10 protein-coding genes are annotated in these 16,456 nt (G+C 71.0%); 1 reads left to right on the forward strand and 9 read right to left on the reverse strand.

Annotation, left to right across the window (positions count from 1 at the left end; all coding sequences use genetic code 11):
* Positions 1–133: 133 nt before the first annotated feature.
* The 6 genes from O7553_RS15900 to O7553_RS15925 form a co-directional block, all read right to left on the reverse strand.
* Entirely contained in the window at positions 134–781 is a 648-nt protein-coding gene (locus O7553_RS15900) for a twin-arginine translocation signal domain-containing protein (RefSeq protein WP_281550543.1), read from the reverse strand.
* Positions 781–1,227 (reverse strand): hypothetical protein, encoded by a 447-nt coding sequence (locus O7553_RS15905; RefSeq protein WP_281550544.1) that lies wholly within the window; start codon positions 1,225–1,227, stop codon positions 781–783. Before O7553_RS15905 ends, O7553_RS15900 begins: the two co-directional genes overlap by 1 nt.
* Positions 1,224–3,638 (reverse strand): glycoside hydrolase domain-containing protein, encoded by a 2,415-nt coding sequence (locus O7553_RS15910; protein ID WP_281550545.1) that lies wholly within the window; start codon positions 3,636–3,638, stop codon positions 1,224–1,226. The genes O7553_RS15905 and O7553_RS15910 overlap by 4 nt, the downstream gene beginning before the upstream one ends.
* Before the next feature lie 183 nt (positions 3,639–3,821).
* Positions 3,822–4,787, reverse strand: a complete 966-nt coding sequence (locus tag O7553_RS15915) for a hypothetical protein (protein WP_281550546.1) — start codon at positions 4,785–4,787, stop codon at positions 3,822–3,824.
* A 5-nt stretch (positions 4,788–4,792) separates the two neighbouring features.
* Positions 4,793–7,366, reverse strand: a complete 2,574-nt coding sequence (locus O7553_RS15920; protein ID WP_281550547.1) for an FtsK/SpoIIIE domain-containing protein — start codon at positions 7,364–7,366, stop codon at positions 4,793–4,795.
* 130 nt (positions 7,367–7,496) lie between these two features.
* Positions 7,497–8,150, reverse strand: coding sequence for a DUF1986 domain-containing protein (locus O7553_RS15925; protein WP_348650067.1), 654 nt, complete (start codon positions 8,148–8,150; stop codon positions 7,497–7,499).
* A 278-nt stretch (positions 8,151–8,428) separates the two neighbouring features.
* On the opposite strand from O7553_RS15925, the gene O7553_RS15930 reads away from it, so the two are divergent.
* Complete coding sequence (locus O7553_RS15930; RefSeq protein WP_281550549.1) at positions 8,429–9,202, forward strand: hypothetical protein; 774 nt, start codon at positions 8,429–8,431, stop codon at positions 9,200–9,202.
* Positions 9,203–9,281: 79 nt separating this feature from the next.
* Here O7553_RS15930 and O7553_RS15935 read toward each other — a convergent pair whose 3' ends face one another.
* The 3 genes from O7553_RS15935 to gltB form a co-directional block, all read right to left on the reverse strand.
* A complete protein-coding gene (locus O7553_RS15935) occupies positions 9,282–10,088 on the reverse strand; it encodes an SGNH/GDSL hydrolase family protein (protein ID WP_281550550.1) in 807 nt (268 codons plus the stop codon).
* Between the two features lie 168 nt (positions 10,089–10,256).
* Positions 10,257–11,825, reverse strand: a complete 1,569-nt coding sequence (locus O7553_RS15940; protein ID WP_281550551.1) for a glutamate synthase subunit beta — start codon at positions 11,823–11,825, stop codon at positions 10,257–10,259.
* Complete coding sequence (gene gltB, locus O7553_RS15945; RefSeq protein WP_281550552.1) at positions 11,818–16,437, reverse strand: glutamate synthase large subunit; 4,620 nt, start codon at positions 16,435–16,437, stop codon at positions 11,818–11,820. Before gltB ends, O7553_RS15940 begins: the two co-directional genes overlap by 8 nt.
* Positions 16,438–16,456: the final 19 nt, after the last annotated feature.

Genomic DNA, 16,456 nt, shown 5'->3' on the forward strand with positions numbered 1-16,456 from the left:
ACGGCACCGTCGGCCGGTCGGACCACGGCGATCCGCTCAGCTGACGGGCGGGGCGACCGGGTAGCCCGAGGCCGGCAGACACTCACCCTGGCTCCATCGGAAGGCAGGCTCGGGCTCGGGCATGGTCCCGGTCCTATGAACCGGCGAAGGACCTGGCCCTGGCTCGCCGGGCCGGGTCGAAGGCATCGATCGCCCCGGGACCCTGACCGCCCGGACTCGCCGCCCAACCGTTGATCCTCCTGGCGGCCCAGGTCACCCGTTGGTCCTGCGGACGGTAGGCGATCTCGAAGTGCGACTCCTTGGGTAGATCGAAGTCACCACCCCAGGCCACCACGCCAGCCAACTCGGCGAGGATGTCCCGGACCACGACGATTTCCCGGGGGTACAGACCGCCCCGGACTCCCACCGGGTACGCCAGCGGTCGGATCGCCAACGCCGACCCGGACAGGTAGTTCGACTCGTAGGCCGCCCTCAGGCTGGTCCGCGTGCTGTGCCCGTGGACGTCGCCGGCCCGGAGCTGGTCGATCTCATAGTGGAAGCGACGGGCGACGTACGTCAGGATCACCGCCGCGGGTCCGTCGGCGAGCGCGACCACATGGCCGCTGCCCTCGATGTCGTGCCAGCCGGCTGACCTGAGCACGGGCCAGCCGTTCACCGAGCGGTCGCGCTCCCAGGTCCCGGGTGTCGTCGGCGCGGCCTGGGCGGCACCGGCGGCGGCCACGGCTGCTCCGGTCACCGCCGCAGCGCCGAGTAGCTGACGGCGCGACAAGGAGTTACCCATCAGTGCCTCCGTTCCTTTTCCGATATCCGCTTCAGCCGGGGTGCGATCACCCAACAAAGGCCGACCATACTGATCACAAAGAGCACGGAGAGCACCACGATCGTCGGATTCACCCAGACCGGGACCAGATCGTAGGCTGCGTTGCATTTGTTGCTGAGCGGAAAGACGCGGAACCGGTCGTCCCGATGCGCTTCCCAGTAGGCGGCGTCGAACGGCTGGTGGTGGACGAACCTGCAGGTGTCTTCGCTGTTGAGCCCGCCCGAGACGAAACCACGAAGCCACACGAGCACCGTCAGGAAGAAGGATGCCCAGGCAGCGTGGCCGAACCAGGCCGGCCGCTTCCAGGTGCCCGCGCGCAGCCCTCGGATCAGCCGCCAGACGCTGAACGCGGGGATCGCGAGGAGCGGAAGGCACGGAAGCAGTGCCGCAGCTGATTCGAACGTCATCGGCGCTCTTCCAGCTGCTGCGACGCCCGCGTCAGGTACTTCTCGTGATTTGCCCGGTAGTTGGACTCCATCCGCGACTCCGTGCCGATCCTGGTCAACATCGTGTCGGCGAAGCCCTGCAGGAAGCCGTCGAGCTTGTCGCCACCGCCGGGCAGATTCATCAGCACGGTCGGCAGCATGGCACCCGCCGTCGCGATGAGCTGCGTACGCGCGATGCCGAGCGTGGTGTCGGTCGCGGTCAACGCGTTGTGTGCGGCGAACCGGCAGTTCTCCACCGTGGTCCAGCGCTGCGCGAAGAAGTTGTTGAACCGGCGCAGACCACCACCGCCGTTGTAGTGGTCCCGGACGGCCTGGACGATGGTCCGGCCGGACCTGACCGCGCGAGCGATGAGGTAACCATCTGCGTCCTCGATCAGATCGTTGAACCCGAAGGACGACTCGACGCCAGGGATGGCCAGTCGGGCCTCGCAGAATGCCCGGCCCGACGCGTACTGCTCCTCGGAGTTGCGCCAGTCCGCGTAGAACGTCATGAGGTCCCCGCCCCACCCGGCGACGTCGCCGCCGTTTGCGGCCTTCTGGTTACTCTCCTGCGGCGTCACCAGGTGCCCGTTCGCGGTCGCCATCATGTGCTCGGCGCCCAGATCGTAGCCCGTGAACGGGTCGGTGAACCACTTCATGACGGACATTCCCCGCGCGTTGGCGTAGCTGACGAATCCCTCGTCGTAGCCACCGATGAGGTACCACCAGCCCAACTGGTTGAGCGGGTCCCGGCTGCCGTACTCGGCGTGGCGGACGTACTCCATCACCAACTGGGAGGGTGACCTGTCGCCGCCATAGGAGACGGCGAGAGCGTACAGCTGCTCGATGTAGTCGATGAACGTGTCGGCAGGCCCGGCGGAGTCGTTGACCGAGCTGGTTCCAGGGTCGGATCCGTGTCGCCACACGTTGCGGTCCAGGTCGAAGGAGTCGCTGCCGTTGACGACGACGAACTCCTTGATCTGGTTGAACGACCAGTTCGGTGGCAGCGTGAACCCGAGGTTGCCGGAGAATCCCCACGACATGCCGGAGACGAACGAGTACCGGGCGAAAGTGCGGTTGGTGACGTTCCAGCAGACGTTCCGGGATCCGTACACGCCGTGAATGTAGCGCTTACCACGGCTGGCCAGGCCGGCGACCACTCCGTGGAAGTACGGGACGATCGCCGAGTCGATCTCAGCCTGTGTGGCGTCGTAGTCCACGGCGAAGTAGATGACGGTACCCTTGTTGAAACCGTAGCCGACGGCCAGACTGTGGGCGTTGAGGGCGTGCTGGTAGCCGATGCCGTAGCTGAAGTCGGACAACCGCCGCCCATCGTCCTGGTAGATGGGAAAGACCCGCAGCCCGGCGGCGAACATCGTCTGCAGTTCGCCGGGCTTGATCTCCTTGTCCAGGGTCGACCCGGGCGGGTCGTACAGGTATCGACCGACGATCCGGTAGCCGTTGTTCCACAACCAGCTGGCGCGGGACGCGGTGATCTCGTAACGGGTGTCGGAGCCGGTCGCTGGCCGGTCCGGATCCCCCATCGACACCAGCAGCTGGCACCAGGTCTGGTAGTCACCGGCACCGTTCTCGGTCAGCTGAGAAAAGCGTTGGAAGGCCCGGACGAAGTCGGCGAGGGCCGCGTCGTAGGTCGTGCGCCGGTTCGTCCGGTAGTCGCCAATCGGCTCGTTGAACACACAGGCAGCGGAGAACAGCTCGACGAAGATGCCGGAGTCGCCCTGCCGGACCTGGTTCGCGCGTAGGCCGGCCTGGGTGCCGGGCCCGAAGTTGCCGTTCGCGTCCAAGCCGAGCTCGTACTGGATGGCGATCAGCAGAGCCCGTTGCACGTCGCGGGAGTAGATGCCGTCACAGGGGCCGATGAGGTAGGCGGGCCGCTGCCAGTAGCGTCCGTTCAACCAGCGCTGGATGTCCCGGATCTTGTCGGTGCCGCCCGCCACCACGACGTAGGCGTCCATGTTGAGGATGCACTTGGCGATGGTCGCGTCGACCGTACCGTCGCCGTCGGGAATCCCCATGTTGGACCGCAGACTCTTGACCGCGGCGACGGTGACGCCGGTGTACCAGCCGTAGCTTGCCGGTTCGACCCCCCAGTAACCTTTGCAGAACAGGCCGTGCTGCAGGATGGCGACGATGTTGCGGTTGCGGTCCCAGCCCGCGCCGATCGGACCGAGCGCCTGGAACCTGGACGTCGTGGTAGGACCGAAGCTGGCCACCACCGGGCTGATCCCGAGCTCGTGCTGTAGACCCATGACCAGCGAATACATCGTCGACCAGCCGGTCCGGCCGTCTTCGGGACAGCGTACGTAGCCGGGCACCCCGCCGTACGTCGCGTTGACCCACTGCTGCGCTTCCAGGACCTTCGGATCGGCCACGTTGTCTCCCCTGTTCGACGTCGGGACGAACACCCTGCCGGTCGTTGGGCACGGCCGCCTTGGGCACGGCAGTCTTCCATAGCCTCAAAACAGACACGTATCGATGCTTGCTGATAATAGACTATACGCACACCTTTGCCCCGAGTGGGAAGACACTGTGGCCGGACAACGGCAGTGCCGTACTCAGAACTCGTCGAGTTGGAGGAAGACCAGCAGCAGGAGGATCGAGGCGGCAGCGCCGGCGAAGCTGATCAAAAACCCCAGCTTCGGGAACCGGGGGCCGCCGTCGGTCTCCAGCCGGGACCGCCCCCACTTGCTGATCACGAAGTACGCGGAGAAGAACCCCATCGCCGGGAACCCGGTGCAGGACCAGATGAACTTGGTGCTGACGTCGACGCGGGCCGCGAACGGGTTCAGGAAGATGGCGAACTGCAGCGCGGCGACGACGGCGGCGAACCCCAGGTAGACGGTGACCGCCCGGGCCAGCGGTGAAAAGCCGGGCAGCAGCGGCGGGCGGCCGGCGGCCTGCTCCGCCTCGGCGGCGGCGGCGTCGGCCTCGTCGAGCTGGCGGCGGGCCGCCTCCAGCTCCTGCTCCGCGTCCGGCGGGAAACCGCCGACGGCCGCCGGGTCACCGGAGACCGGCACGGCCGAGACCGGGCCGGCCGCGCCCGCTCCGACGCCGTACGGCTGCACCTGCCCGGCCTGCGCGGACGGCCCGAAAGCCCCGGCGGACATCGGCACCGGCTGTTCGCTGGTGGCCAGCTCGGGCCGGCGCGGCGGTGGCAGCCCGGCCGGCCCCGGCATCGCCTGACCCGGCATCGCCCGGCCCGGTGGGGGCGGTGGGGGCGGTGGCCACGGGACGCCGGCCGGCGAGGCGCCGTACCCGCCGGACTGTTGCTGGCCCGACGCGCTGCCGGCGGCCGGGTTCGCCGTGATCGGCGGCGGCGCGGGCGGTGCCGGCTCGCCGGCGGCCTGGGCGATCGCCGCCAGCCGCTGCCACTGGGCGTGCAGCCGCTGACCGAGCTGGTCGGCGTAGCCGGTGAGCCACTGCCGCCGCGTCTGATGCTGCGCCGCACCGGCCTGGCCTGTGCGGTGCAGGTCGTGCAGGTGCCGGGCCAGGGCGGCGTACTCGTCGAACCCGTCGCTCACCGCGCTCAGCCTTCCTCGTCCAGCTCGCGGCCGGGCAACGCGAACGGCACGATCAGCCGGGTCCGCTGGTCGTGCCGGTCGATCAGCAGCGCCCGGTTCGGCCGCGGCCGGTACGCCAGATCGTGGGTGCCCAGGTAGGAGCCCAGCTCACCGCCGGGCACGTTCATCGCCACCAGGCAGGCCAGGTCGTCGCGGTTGTGCGAGCCGCCCAGGTCGTCGGCGAGCCGGCGCAGCCCACGCCACCAACCCAGCAGGTGTACGCCGTGGCCGGGACCCTGACGCAGCACCACCTGCAGGTCGTCCAGCCCGGACCGGAACATGTCGTCCTTCGCGCCGAGCACCCCGGCGGCGGCGTCCATCCCGAACACCACGAGGTACGTCCGCCCGCCGTCAGTCGTCGTAGTGGTGTCCGGGTTGGCCAGTCGGCGCAGCTCCTCGCGCAGCTCGGCGGCGGTCAGCCGGGTGATCGAATGTCCGAAGGTGTGCAGCGCGTCGGCGGTCTCCTCGGCGACCTCGTCGGCGGAGGCGACCAGCGGGGCCAGCAGGAACCGGGCGTGGCCGGCCGGCTCCTGCCGGGCCAGGCTGACCGTGGCGGCGTGCAGCACGTCGGCTGCGTGGCCGGTGGTGCCGACCACCGCGATGTGCCGGCCCGGGGTGGCGTCCAGCGGGAACACCGCCGACGTCAGATCCACGTCGACCTGCCGGCCGACCAGCGCCAGCGGGCGCCGCCCGCCGGGGGCCAGTGAGCGGTACGTGGAGTCGCCGTCGAGGTGCGCCGCCTCGTACCCCTTGAAGATCGCCGGTGGCCGGGAGCCGGCGGCGCGGGCCTGCCACAGCTCGTGGCGCAGCGCGGCGATCCGCCGGGCACCGCCGTGCGCGTCCGGGAACCGGACGACCGTGTTGGCGCCAGCGATGCCGGCCGAGGCGTTGACGATCGCCTGCCCGACCGGCAGCCCACCGGCGGTCTGGTTGAGCGGGTCGAGGACGCCGTTGCCGCCGGGCAGCGCCACCCGCAGCGGAAACTGGCCGAAGATCGAGTCGGTCTTGCCGTACAGGGCTTCGATGCCGGACATGCTCTGGCTGGCCAGCACCAGGTGTACGCCGTACGACCGGCCTTTGCGGGCCAGCTCCTCCAGCAGGGCGGCGGCCTCGCGGGCGACCGAGTCGTTACCGTCGAACAACACGTGGAACTCGTCGATCACGGCGACGGTACGTGGCGTCGGCGCGCCGTCGCGGGGCAGGTCGGCCAGCTTCGTCACGCCGTGGCGTTTCATCGCCGCCGCCCGCCGGTTCAGCTCGCGGCGCAGTTCGCGCAGCACGGCGACGCCGTACTCCCGGTCGGACTCGATGCCGACGGCGCGGGCGTGCGGGATCCACGACGGGTCGCGGCCGGTCGGCACGAACTCGGTGAAGCTGACGCCTTCCTTGAAGTCGAGCAGGTAGAGCGCCAGCTCGTCGGGTGGGTAGCGGGCGGCCAGGCCGTACAGCAGGTCAAGCAGGAAGACGGTCTTGCCGGAGCCGGTGCGCCCACCGACCAGCCAGTGCGGGGTGACGTCGTCGAAGGCGAGGACCGCCGGCTCCCGGCCGGCGCGGCCGACGACGGTGTGCAGGCCGGTGCCGGCGGTCTCGGTCCAGATCCGGGGCGGCAGCAGGTCGGCGAAGTCGAGTGCGGAGCCGCGCCGGTGGATCTCGCCGAGCCGGTCGGCGAGGGCCTGCACGACCCGGGCCGGCGGGTCGCCGTCGAGGGCGACCGGTGCGGCCAGCCCGGTGCCGTCGGAGCTGAACGGCTGGCCGGGTGGGTCGCCGACCCAGCCCCGGTTGCCGTCGAGTCGCAGCTGGGTGGTCGGGCCGAGCGTCGGCGGCTGCGCTCCGGTGCCGGTCGGCGGGTAGCCGGCGATGATCACGCAGACCCGGGCGGCGGTGCCGGCGTGGGTGAGCGCGGCGAGGCGCATCAGCTCGGCGCGGCTGTCCGGCAGCGCCGCCGCGACCACCACCAGCAGCTCCCCCGGCTGCCCGCCGGTGCGGGCCTGGGCGGCGCGTACGTGCTGGTCGGCGTCGTCGAGGCGTTCCTTGGCTTCGGCGTCGGTGGCGGCCGGTGCCGCCAGCACGCCGGCTTCGACCAGCGGGCGCAGCGGCAGGAAGGTGGCGCCCATCGAGGTGGTGTCCAGCGCGGCCACCCGTACCGTGCCGGGTGGGGCGGCGGCGAGCAGTCGCACGACGAGGCTGCGCAGCAGGGCGGCGATCCGTGGCTGGCGGGCGTCGGCGTCGATGGCCAGGTGGGTGCCGGCGCCGAGCGGCACCAGCGCGGGGAACTCGACCGGGTCGCCAGTGCCGGCCAGCCCGACCGGCCGTGCCATTCCGACCCGCACCGGTGCCGGGCCGACGGCCGGGTCCTGGATGGCGCTGGTCGCGCCGGTGGTGAGGGTTTCGCCGACGTGGCGCAGCCGTTCGGTGACGTCGCCGAGGTCCGGCGGCGGCGGTGCCGGGCTGTCCGCTATGGCCGATCGGGCGGTGGTCAGATGGGTCACGGCCCGCCGGTGGGCGGCGACCGCCCGACGGTACGCGGCACCGAAGCTCATCCCACCCCCACCTGCCACTCGGGTAGCCACCGGAACACTATCCGAATCGGGCGGGCGCTGTTAACCCGGCTGCCCGGCCGGCGGCGGTAGCCGGCCGGGCAGCCGGGTCAGGACGGTCAGGTGCCGACGGTCAGACGCCGGTGATCGAGGTGATCCAGTCGCGGCTGGCAGCGACCGAGGAGTAGTTCTGCGAGCTCGACCCGTTGGAGTTCGAGCAGACACCAACCTGTTGTCCGTTGTAGAACTGCGGACCGCCCGAGTCCCCCTGCCAGGCGATGCCGGTCACCGGGGAGCTGCGCAGCGCCGGTCCCTCGTACGCGTCCCGGCCCCGCACCGACACCACCTGCACCGAGGCTGTTTTGAGCTGCGGCGACAGGTGACAGTTGAGGCAGGTACGGCCCCAGCCGTAGATGGTGTTGGTCGAGCCGACCGGCGGGTCGCTGGTGGCGAGCGTGACGTACGTGGTGCTGATCGGTGTGCTGAGATACAGCAGCCCGATGTCGTATAGGTATCCGTACTGGGAGTAGGTCGCGCTGACCGCGCTCACCTGGCCGCCGGTGGCGTGATGGACACTGCCGGCCCGTACCGACATCGAGCCGCCGATGCAGTGCTCGGCGGTGAGCACCCAGCGGGAGGCGATCATCGAGCCGGAGCATCTGAACGAGCCGTCGCTGTAGACAGCGGCTGCCCAGGGCGCTGACAAGACGGTGTCGCCGCCGATGATCTGCTGCGGTGCGCCAGCGGCTGTCGACGGAGTCGTGACGGCGGCCACGAGTGCCGTCACGGCCACTACCAATAGTTGACGGAGACGCAAGACGGTGCTCCTCACTGAGCGGACACCCAGCCCTGGCGTCCCACTCATCAAAGACCCCCGGCAATGATCTTATCGCTGACGGTATCGATGAACAATGCGCATTCACCTGCATAGATTGCAGCGTGGCCGGCCGGACGCCGGACCGGCATCGTCGACACCCGGGATTGGACGGTAGTGCCGGCGCCGAGCCCGAAATGCGCCTAGTATCCGTAATCAGAGTGTCCCGACGACCGTCGGAAGTGCGATCGATGCGACCTGGCGACAACGACGGCGCCGACGCCGACGGCCGGGAGACCGGGCACGGCACCCGCGACCATTCGGAGCACGAGGAGACCGAGCGCGACGACACGGAACGCGACACGATGTTGCGCCGGCTCGCCGACCGTCTCGACAAGCCGCTCGGTGTCCTCGGTGTACTGTTCCTGCTGCTGGTGATCGGCCAGTTCGTCACCACCCATCCGCCGACGGCCGCCGTGCTCGGCGCGGCCAGCTGGGCCTTGTGGGTGGTCTTCGTCGCCGAATTCTCGCTGCGGGCCTGGTTGGGCCGGCATCACCCGGGCCGGTTCTGGCGGCGCAACTGGTGGCAGCTGCTCTTCCTGGCCGTTCCGGTGCTGCGGTTCGCCCGGGTGGCGTTGGCCTTGCGGACGGCCCGCGCCGGTGCGGCGATCACCGCGGCGGTACGGGGTTCACGCTCCGCCGGCCGGTTGCTCACCGACCGGCTCGCCTGGCTCTTCGCGGTGACGGTGAGCCTCATCCTCGCCGCCGGCCAGCTGCTCGTGGTCTCCGGCTCCTATCCGAGCTACGCGCAGGCGCTGCACGACGTCACGCTCACCACGATCACCGGTCAGCGGATGGCGGCGCGGGATCCGTTCGCCCAAGGCCTGGAGCTGATTCTGGCCGCGTACTCGGTCGTCGTCTTCGGCACCCTGGCTGGCGCGCTCGGTGCCTACTTCCTCAGCAACCGAACGACTCCCGGCGACGACCGCGGTGGCGACAGCAACCGGGACCAGGCGGCCACCTGACGGGCGGCCCGGTCCCCGTGGTGCGGGCGGGGACCGGACCGCCAGGTACGTAGCGCCGTCAGGTGGGCGGCACTGCCTGTCAGCCGGTGACCGTGTTGAGCGCGGCCAGGTAGCCGTCGCGGTAGCCGGCGGCGTTCGGGTGGTACGCGGCAATCAACGCGGAGAAGTCGTTGATCCACGGGCTGCCGGCGCAGACGCCGTGCCCGGCGAACTGCGGCCGGGTGTCCACGAAGGTGGCCCCGGCGGCCGACGCGCGGGCGGCGGTGACGTCGGCCAGCAGGTCCGCCGCGTCGTTGATGATGGACCGCTTGGTCAGACTCATGCTGAACAGGCCGCAGTAGCGGACCTCGTCGAACAGGCGCGGGTAGCCGAGCACGATCAGCTGCGCGTCCGGTGCCCGCTGTCGGATGGCGGCGTAGGTGGTGTCGAGCCGGCCGGGCAGTTCGGTGGTGGCGAACCGTTCGGCCCGGTCGACCGCGCTGGCGCAGGAGGACTCGCTGCCCAGCCGGCAGCTCAGCACGACGTCGGCGAATCCGGCGTCGTTGCCGCCGATGGTGATGGTGACCATCGTGGTGCCGGCGTCGAGCGCGGACAGCTGGTTGTCGAGCACGTCGTCGGTGACCGCACCGCCGCAGGCGACGAAGCGGAAGCTGGCCGGCGCGTTGGCGGCCGCCCACAGCGGCGCGTACGAGCGGTCGCTGCGCAGGCAGGTCGTCTCGTAGGGGCCGGCGCCGACGCCGGAGGAGAACGAGTCGCCGAGGGCGACATAGTGCACGGCGGCGGGTGCGGCGTGCGCCGGAGCGGTGGCCGTGCCGATGCCGACGCCGGTGGCGCCGAGGGTGACGGCCAGCGCGACGGCGGCGCGGGCCAGGGAACGAAGGGGCATGGACGGACCTCACAAGGATGGGGGGATCCTCGTGGCCGCGCGCGTGGCCGTGGGGAGTAACGGTTGTTACTAGCCGGTAATGCTATCGAAACATCCGCATCCCCGAAAGAGGAACGGCCCCACCGAAGACCAGCAGATCTTCAGCAGGGCCGAACGGAACGGTCCTGGTCAGCGGGCGGCGAGTGGCTGCGCCGTCGGCACCACCGGTGCCGGCAGCTCCCCCACCCCACCGAGGTACGAGTGGATGGCGGCCGCCGCCGCCCGTCCCTCGGCGATCGCCCACACGATCAACGACGCCCCCCGGTGCATGTCACCGGCGACGAAGACCCCCTTGGTGGCGGTCTGCCAGTCACCGTCGGAGTCGATCGCCCCGCGCCGGTTACGGACCAGCCGCAGCTGCTCCAGCAACGGCTGCTGCTCGGTGCCCTCGAAGCCGATCGCCAGCAGCACCAGGTCCGCCGGCAGCTCCCGCTCGGTGCCCGGCACCACGGTCAGGATCCGCTCGCCGTCACGCTTGGTCACCGTCACCTCGGCGATGCGGACCGCCCGTACCGCGCCGGTGCCGTCGTCGACGAACTCCTGCACCGCGACGGCGAAGACCCGCTCGCCGCCCTCCTCGTGCGCCGGGTACTCGCGCAGCACCCACGGCCAGGTCGGCCACGGGTCCCGGGCCTCGTCGCGGGCGCTCGGCGGCTCCGGGTAGAGGTCCAGCTGGTAGACCCCGGCCGCACCCTGCCGGTGCGCCACCCCGAGGCAGTCGGCGGCGGTGTCACCCCCGCCGATGATCACCACGTGCCGGCCGGCCGCGTCGATCGCCGGCCGGTCCACCGGTACGCCGTCCACGTGCGATGACCCGGACTCCGACGGCGGCTCGACGGCCACCACCCCGGCCGCCTCGGCCGTGCGGGCGTGCGCCGCCGCAGCCGCCACCACCCGGTTCGACTCGACCAGGTGCTCCATCGCCAGGTGCACCCCGCGAAGCGCCCGGCCCGGCGTCGCCGGGGTGTCCCGGCCGGCCAGCGCCCCGCAGGCCAGCAGCACCGCGTCGTGGTCGGCGCGCAACTGCTCGGCGGTCACGTCGACGCCGACGTTCACTCCGGTGCGGAACTGCACGCCCTCGGCCGCCAACTGGGCCAACCGCAGATCGATGTGCTCCTTCTCCAACTTGAAGTCGGGGATGCCGTACCGCATCAGGCCGCCGATGGCGTCGTCACGCTCGAAGACGGTGACCGCGTGCCCGGCGCGCGCCAGCTGCTGGGCGGCGGCCAGCCCGGCCGGGCCGGAACCGACCACCGCGACCCGCCGCCCGGACGGCTCCGGCACCGGATGCGGAGTGACCAGACCGGCGCCGACCGCCCGGTTGATGATCTCCACCTCGACCTGCTTGATGGTGACCGGCGCGCCGCCGGCGATACCCAGCACGCAGGCCGCCTCACAGGGCGCCGGGCAGAGCCGGCCGGTGAACTCCGGGAAGTTGTTGGTGGCGTGCAGCGACTCGATCGCCGACGCCCAGCCACCGGTACGGACCAGGTCGTTCCAGTCCGGGATGCGGTTGCCCAGCGGGCAGCCGTCGTGGCAGAACGGAATGCCGCAGTCCATGCAGCGGGTCGCCTGCTCGCGGATCAGCTCATCGGTGGCCGGCGGGTAGACCTCCCGCCAGTCCATGATCCGCACCGGCACGGGTCGGCGATGCGGCAGCCGCCGGTCGATCCGCAGGAATCCGGTCGGGTCAGGCACGAGCCACCTCCATGACGGCCTCATCCACGTCACGGCCGGCGGCTTCGGCGGCCCTCATCGTCTCCAGCACCCGTCGGTAGTCGCGCGGGACCACCACGGTGAACTCCTCCACCGCCTCCGGCCAGCGCTTGAGCAGCGCCTCAGCCACCGCCGAGTCGGTCTCGGCGAAGTGCCGCTCGACCAGCTCACGCAGCATCGGCTCGGCGTCGGCGGCCACCGGCTCCAGATCCACCAGCTCCCGGTTGACCAGGTTCTCGTCGAGGCGCCACAGGTACGCCGTACCGCCGGACATGCCGGCGGCGAAGTTGCGCCCGGTCGGGCCGAGCACGACGACCGTACCGCCGGTCATGTACTCGCAGCCGTGGTCGCCGACGCCCTCGACGACGGTGACCGCACCGGAGTTACGCACCGCGAACCGTTCGCCGACCCGCCCGCGGAGGAACAGCTCACCGGCGGTCGCCCCGTACAGGATGGTGTTGCCGGCGATGATCTGCTCCTCGGCACCGGCGCCACCGGGCGCCGCGAACGGGGCCGCCGGGTCCGGGCGGACGATCAGCCGACCACCGGACAGGCCCTTGCCGACGTAGTCGTTGGCGTCGCCGACCAGCCGCAGCGTCACCCCGCGCGGCAGGAACGCGCCGAACGACTGCCCGGCGGTGCCGGTCAGGGTGAACTCGATGGTGTCGTCGGGCAGCCCGGCCCCGCCGACCCGGCGGGTCACCTCGCCGCCGAGCATCGCGCCGACACTGCGGTGCTCGTTGCGGACCGGCACCGACGCCCGCACCGGGGTCCGCTCGGTCAACGCCGGTCCGGCCAGGGTGATCAGCTCGTTGTCCAGGGCCCTGTCCAGACCGTGGTCCTGGGCGCGGACGCCGCGCAGCGCGGCACCGGCCGGCAGCGCCGGCACGTGCAGCACCGCGGACAGGTCCAGGCCCCTGGCCTTCCAGTGCTCCACGGCCGGCGTGGTGTCCAGCAGGTCGGCCCGGCCGATCGCCTCGTCGATTGACCGGAAGCCCAGCTCGGCCAGGTAGCTGCGGACCTCCTCGGCGAGGAACAGGAAGAAGTTCTCCACGAACTCCGGCTTGCCGGTGAAGCGTTCCCGCAGCACCGGGTTCTGGGTGGCGATGCCGACCGGGCAGGTGTCCAGGTGGCAGACGCGCATCATCACGCAGCCGGAGACGATCAGCGGGGCGGTGGCGAAGCCGTACTCCTCGGCGCCGAGCAGCGCCGCGATCAGCACGTCCCGGCCGGTCTTGAGCTGGCCGTCGACCTGGACGGTGACCCGGTCACGCAGCTTGTTCAGCAGCAGCGTCTGCTGGGTCTCGGCCAGGCCCAGCTCCCACGGGGTGCCGGCGTGCTTGAGCGAGTTCAGCGGGGACGCACCGGTGCCGCCGTCGTGCCCGGAGATCAGGATGACGTCGGCCTTGAGCTTGGCGACGCCGGCGGCGACAGTGCCGACGCCGATCTCGCTGACCAGCTTGACGTGCACCCGGGCGGCCGGGTTGACGCACTTGAGGTCGTGCACCAGCTGGGCGAGGTCCTCGATCGAGTAGATGTCGTGGTGCGGCGGCGGAGAGATCAGCCCGACGCCGGGGGTGGCGTGACGGGTCTTGGCGATCCACGGCCACACCTTGTTGCCGGGCAGCTGGCCGCCCTCACCCGGCTTGGCCCCCTGCGCCATCTTGATCTGCAGGTCGTCGGCGTTGACCAGATACTCGCTGGTGACGCCGAACCGGCCGGAGGCGATCTGCTTGACCGCCGAACGGCGGGCCGGGTCGTAGAGCCGGTCGACGTCCTCGCCGCCCTCGCCGGTGTTGGACCGCCCGCCGAGGCGGTTCATCGCGATGGCGAGGGTCTCGTGCGACTCGGCGGAGATCGACCCGTAGCTCATGGCGCCGGTGGAGAACCGCTTGACGATCTCGCTAGCCGGTTCGACCTCGTCGATCGGCACCGGCTCGCGGACCCCGTCGCGCAGGGTGAACAGCCCACGCAGCGAGCCGGCCTCGGCGGCCAGGCCGTCGACGGTGGCGGTGTAGCGGCGGAACACGTCGTACTGCCCGGAGCGGGTGGCGTGCTGCAGCAGGAACACCGTCTCCGGGTTGAACAGGTGCAGTTCACCTTCACGCCGCCACTGGTACTCGCCGCCGACGTCGAGGCGGCGGTGCGAGCGCTCGGCGCTGTTCGACGGGTACGCGCGGTCGTGCCGGGCGGCGATTTCAGCATGGATGCCGGACAGCCCGACCCCGCCGACGGTGCCCGGGGTGCCGGCGAAGTAGCGCTCGACCAGCCGGGGGTCCAGGCCGACCGCTTCGAAGACCTGGGCACCGCAGTACGAGGAGACCGTCGAGATGCCCATCTTCGACATGATCTTGAGCACGCCCTTGCCGAGCGCCTTGACGTAGTTGCCGATCGCCTCGGTGGAGGTGATACCGGCCAGCGCGCCGGTGGCGATCAGGTCCTCGACCGACTCGAAGGCCAGGTACGGGTTGACCGCGGCGGCGCCGTAGCCGATCAGCACGGCGGCGTGGTGCACCTCGCGGCAGTCGCCGGACTCGACGAGCAACGCCACCTGGGTGCGGGTCTGCTCACGCACCAGATGCTGGTGCACGGCGGCGGTGAGCAGCAGCGACGGGATCGGCGCCAGGTCGACGGTCGAGTCCCGGTCCGACAGCACGAAGATCCGCACGCCGTCCTCGATCGCCTCGGACACGTGCCGGCAGATCTCGGTGAGCCGGGCCTTGATCCCGTCGGCGCCGTCACGCAGCGGGTACAGGCCGGAGACCCGGACCGCCTTGAAGCCGGGCAGGTCGCCGTCCTCGTCGATGGACAGGATCTTGGCCAGCTCGTCGTTGTCGATGATCGGGTACGGCAGCACGATCTGCCGGCAGGACGCCGGACCCGGGTCGAGCAGGTTGGCCTCCGGGCCGATGGTCGACTGCAGGCTGGTCACCATCTCCTCCCGGATGGCGTCCAACGGCGGGTTGGTGACCTGGGCGAAGAGCTGGTGGAAGTAGTCGAACAGCAGCCGGGGCCGGGTGGACAGCGGCGAGATCGGGGTGTCGGTGCCCATCGACCCGATCGGCTCGATGCCCTTGCGGGCCATCGGCGCGATCAGGATCTTCAGCTCCTCCTCGGTGTAGCCGAAGGTCTGCTGGCGGCGCTGCACCGAGTCGTGCGCGTAGACGATGTGGTCCCGCTCCGGCAGGTCCCGCAGGTCGATCAGCCCGGCGTGCAGCCAGTCGCCGTACGGGTGGGCGGCGGCCAACTCGGCCTTGATCTCCTCGTCTTCGACGATGCGCCCGGCGGCGGTGTCGACCAGGAACATCCGGCCCGGCCGCAGCCGGCCCTTGGCGATCACGGTCGCCGGGTCGAGGTCGAGCACGCCGGCTTCGCTGCCCAGCACCACCAGGCCGTCGCTGGTGCGCCACCAGCGGCCCGGCCGCAGCCCGTTGCGGTCCAGCACCGCACCGACCAGCTCACCGTCGGTGAAGGCAACCGAGGCCGGACCGTCCCACGGCTCCATCAAGCTGGCGTGGAAGCGGTAGAAGTCACGCTTCGCCGGCTCCATCCCGGGGTCGTTCTCCCAGGCCTCCGGGATCATCATCAGTACGGCGTGCGGCAGGCTGCGCCCGGCCAGGTGCAGCAGTTCGAGGACCTCGTCGAAGTTGGCCGAGTCGGACGCCTGCGGGGTGCAGACCGGGAACAGCCGGCGGATGTTGCCGGGGATGTCACCGGTGGCGAGCAGTGCCTCGCGGGCGTTCATCCAGTTCTTGTTGCCCCGGATCGTGTTGATCTCGCCGTTGTGCGCGATGAACCGGTACGGGTGCGACAGCGGCCAGGACGGGAACGTGTTGGTGGAGAACCGCGAGTGCACCAGGGCGATCGCGCTGGCCACCCGCTCGTCGCGCAGGTCGGGGTAGAACTCGGGCAGTTGGTCGGGGGTGAGCATGCCCTTGTAGACCATGGTCCGGCCGGACAGCGACGGGAAGTAGGCGGTCACGCCGCGCTCGGCGCTCTCCCGCTCGGCCTGCTTGCGTACGCAGAACGCCACCCGGTCCAGGTCCAGCCCGGCCAACGGAGTGCCGGCCGGGCCGGCCGCCGAGTCGGTCAGCCGCTGCGCGGACAGGAAGAGCTGCGCGATCCGGGGGCGGGCGGCGTCGGCGGTCTCGCCGAGCCCGTCCGGCTGCACCGGCACGTCCCGCCAGCCGAGCACGTCGGCGCCCTCGACCAGGGCGTACTTCTCGACGATCCGGCGGACCCGGGCCTCGTCGGCCGGTTCAGCGGGCAGGAACACCAGGCCGGTGGCGTACTGCCCGGCCGGCGGCAGGTCGAAGTCGACGACGGCCCGCAGGAACTCGTCCGGGACCTGGATCATGATGCCGGCGCCGTCACCGGTGTTCTGCTCCGCACCCCGCGCACCACGGTGGTCGAGCCGGCACAGCGCGGCCAGGCCCTTGGCCACCACGTCGTGCGAGCGGCGGCCGTTGAGGTCCGCCACGAAAGAGACACCACACGCGTCGTGCTCGTGGGCGGGGTCGTAGAGACCCTGCGCCGGCGGCTGGGATGCCTGCGGCGGGCAGGGGTGCGGTCCCTGCGGGTACGGAAGAACCACCGGGCCTCCTGTCGTCACT

Origin of the sequence: Solwaraspora sp. WMMA2059 (assembly GCF_027497315.1) — a bacterium.
Taxonomy (GTDB): Bacteria; Actinomycetota; Actinomycetes; order Mycobacteriales; family Micromonosporaceae; genus Micromonospora_E.

Excerpts from the sequence above, each read along its gene's own strand:
- O7553_RS15930 (WP_281550549.1), top strand. The coding sequence starts at position 8,429 with ATGCGACCTGGCGACAACGACGGCGCCGACGCCGACGGCCGGGAGACC.
- O7553_RS15935 (WP_281550550.1), bottom strand. The coding sequence starts at position 10,088 with ATGCCCCTTCGTTCCCTGGCCCGCGCCGCCGTCGCGCTGGCCGTCACC.
- O7553_RS15905 (WP_281550544.1), bottom strand. The coding sequence starts at position 1,227 with ATGACGTTCGAATCAGCTGCGGCACTGCTTCCGTGCCTTCCGCTCCTC.
- O7553_RS15900 (WP_281550543.1), bottom strand. The coding sequence starts at position 781 with ATGGGTAACTCCTTGTCGCGCCGTCAGCTACTCGGCGCTGCGGCGGTG.
- O7553_RS15920 (WP_281550547.1), bottom strand. The coding sequence starts at position 7,366 with ATGAGCTTCGGTGCCGCGTACCGTCGGGCGGTCGCCGCCCACCGGCGG.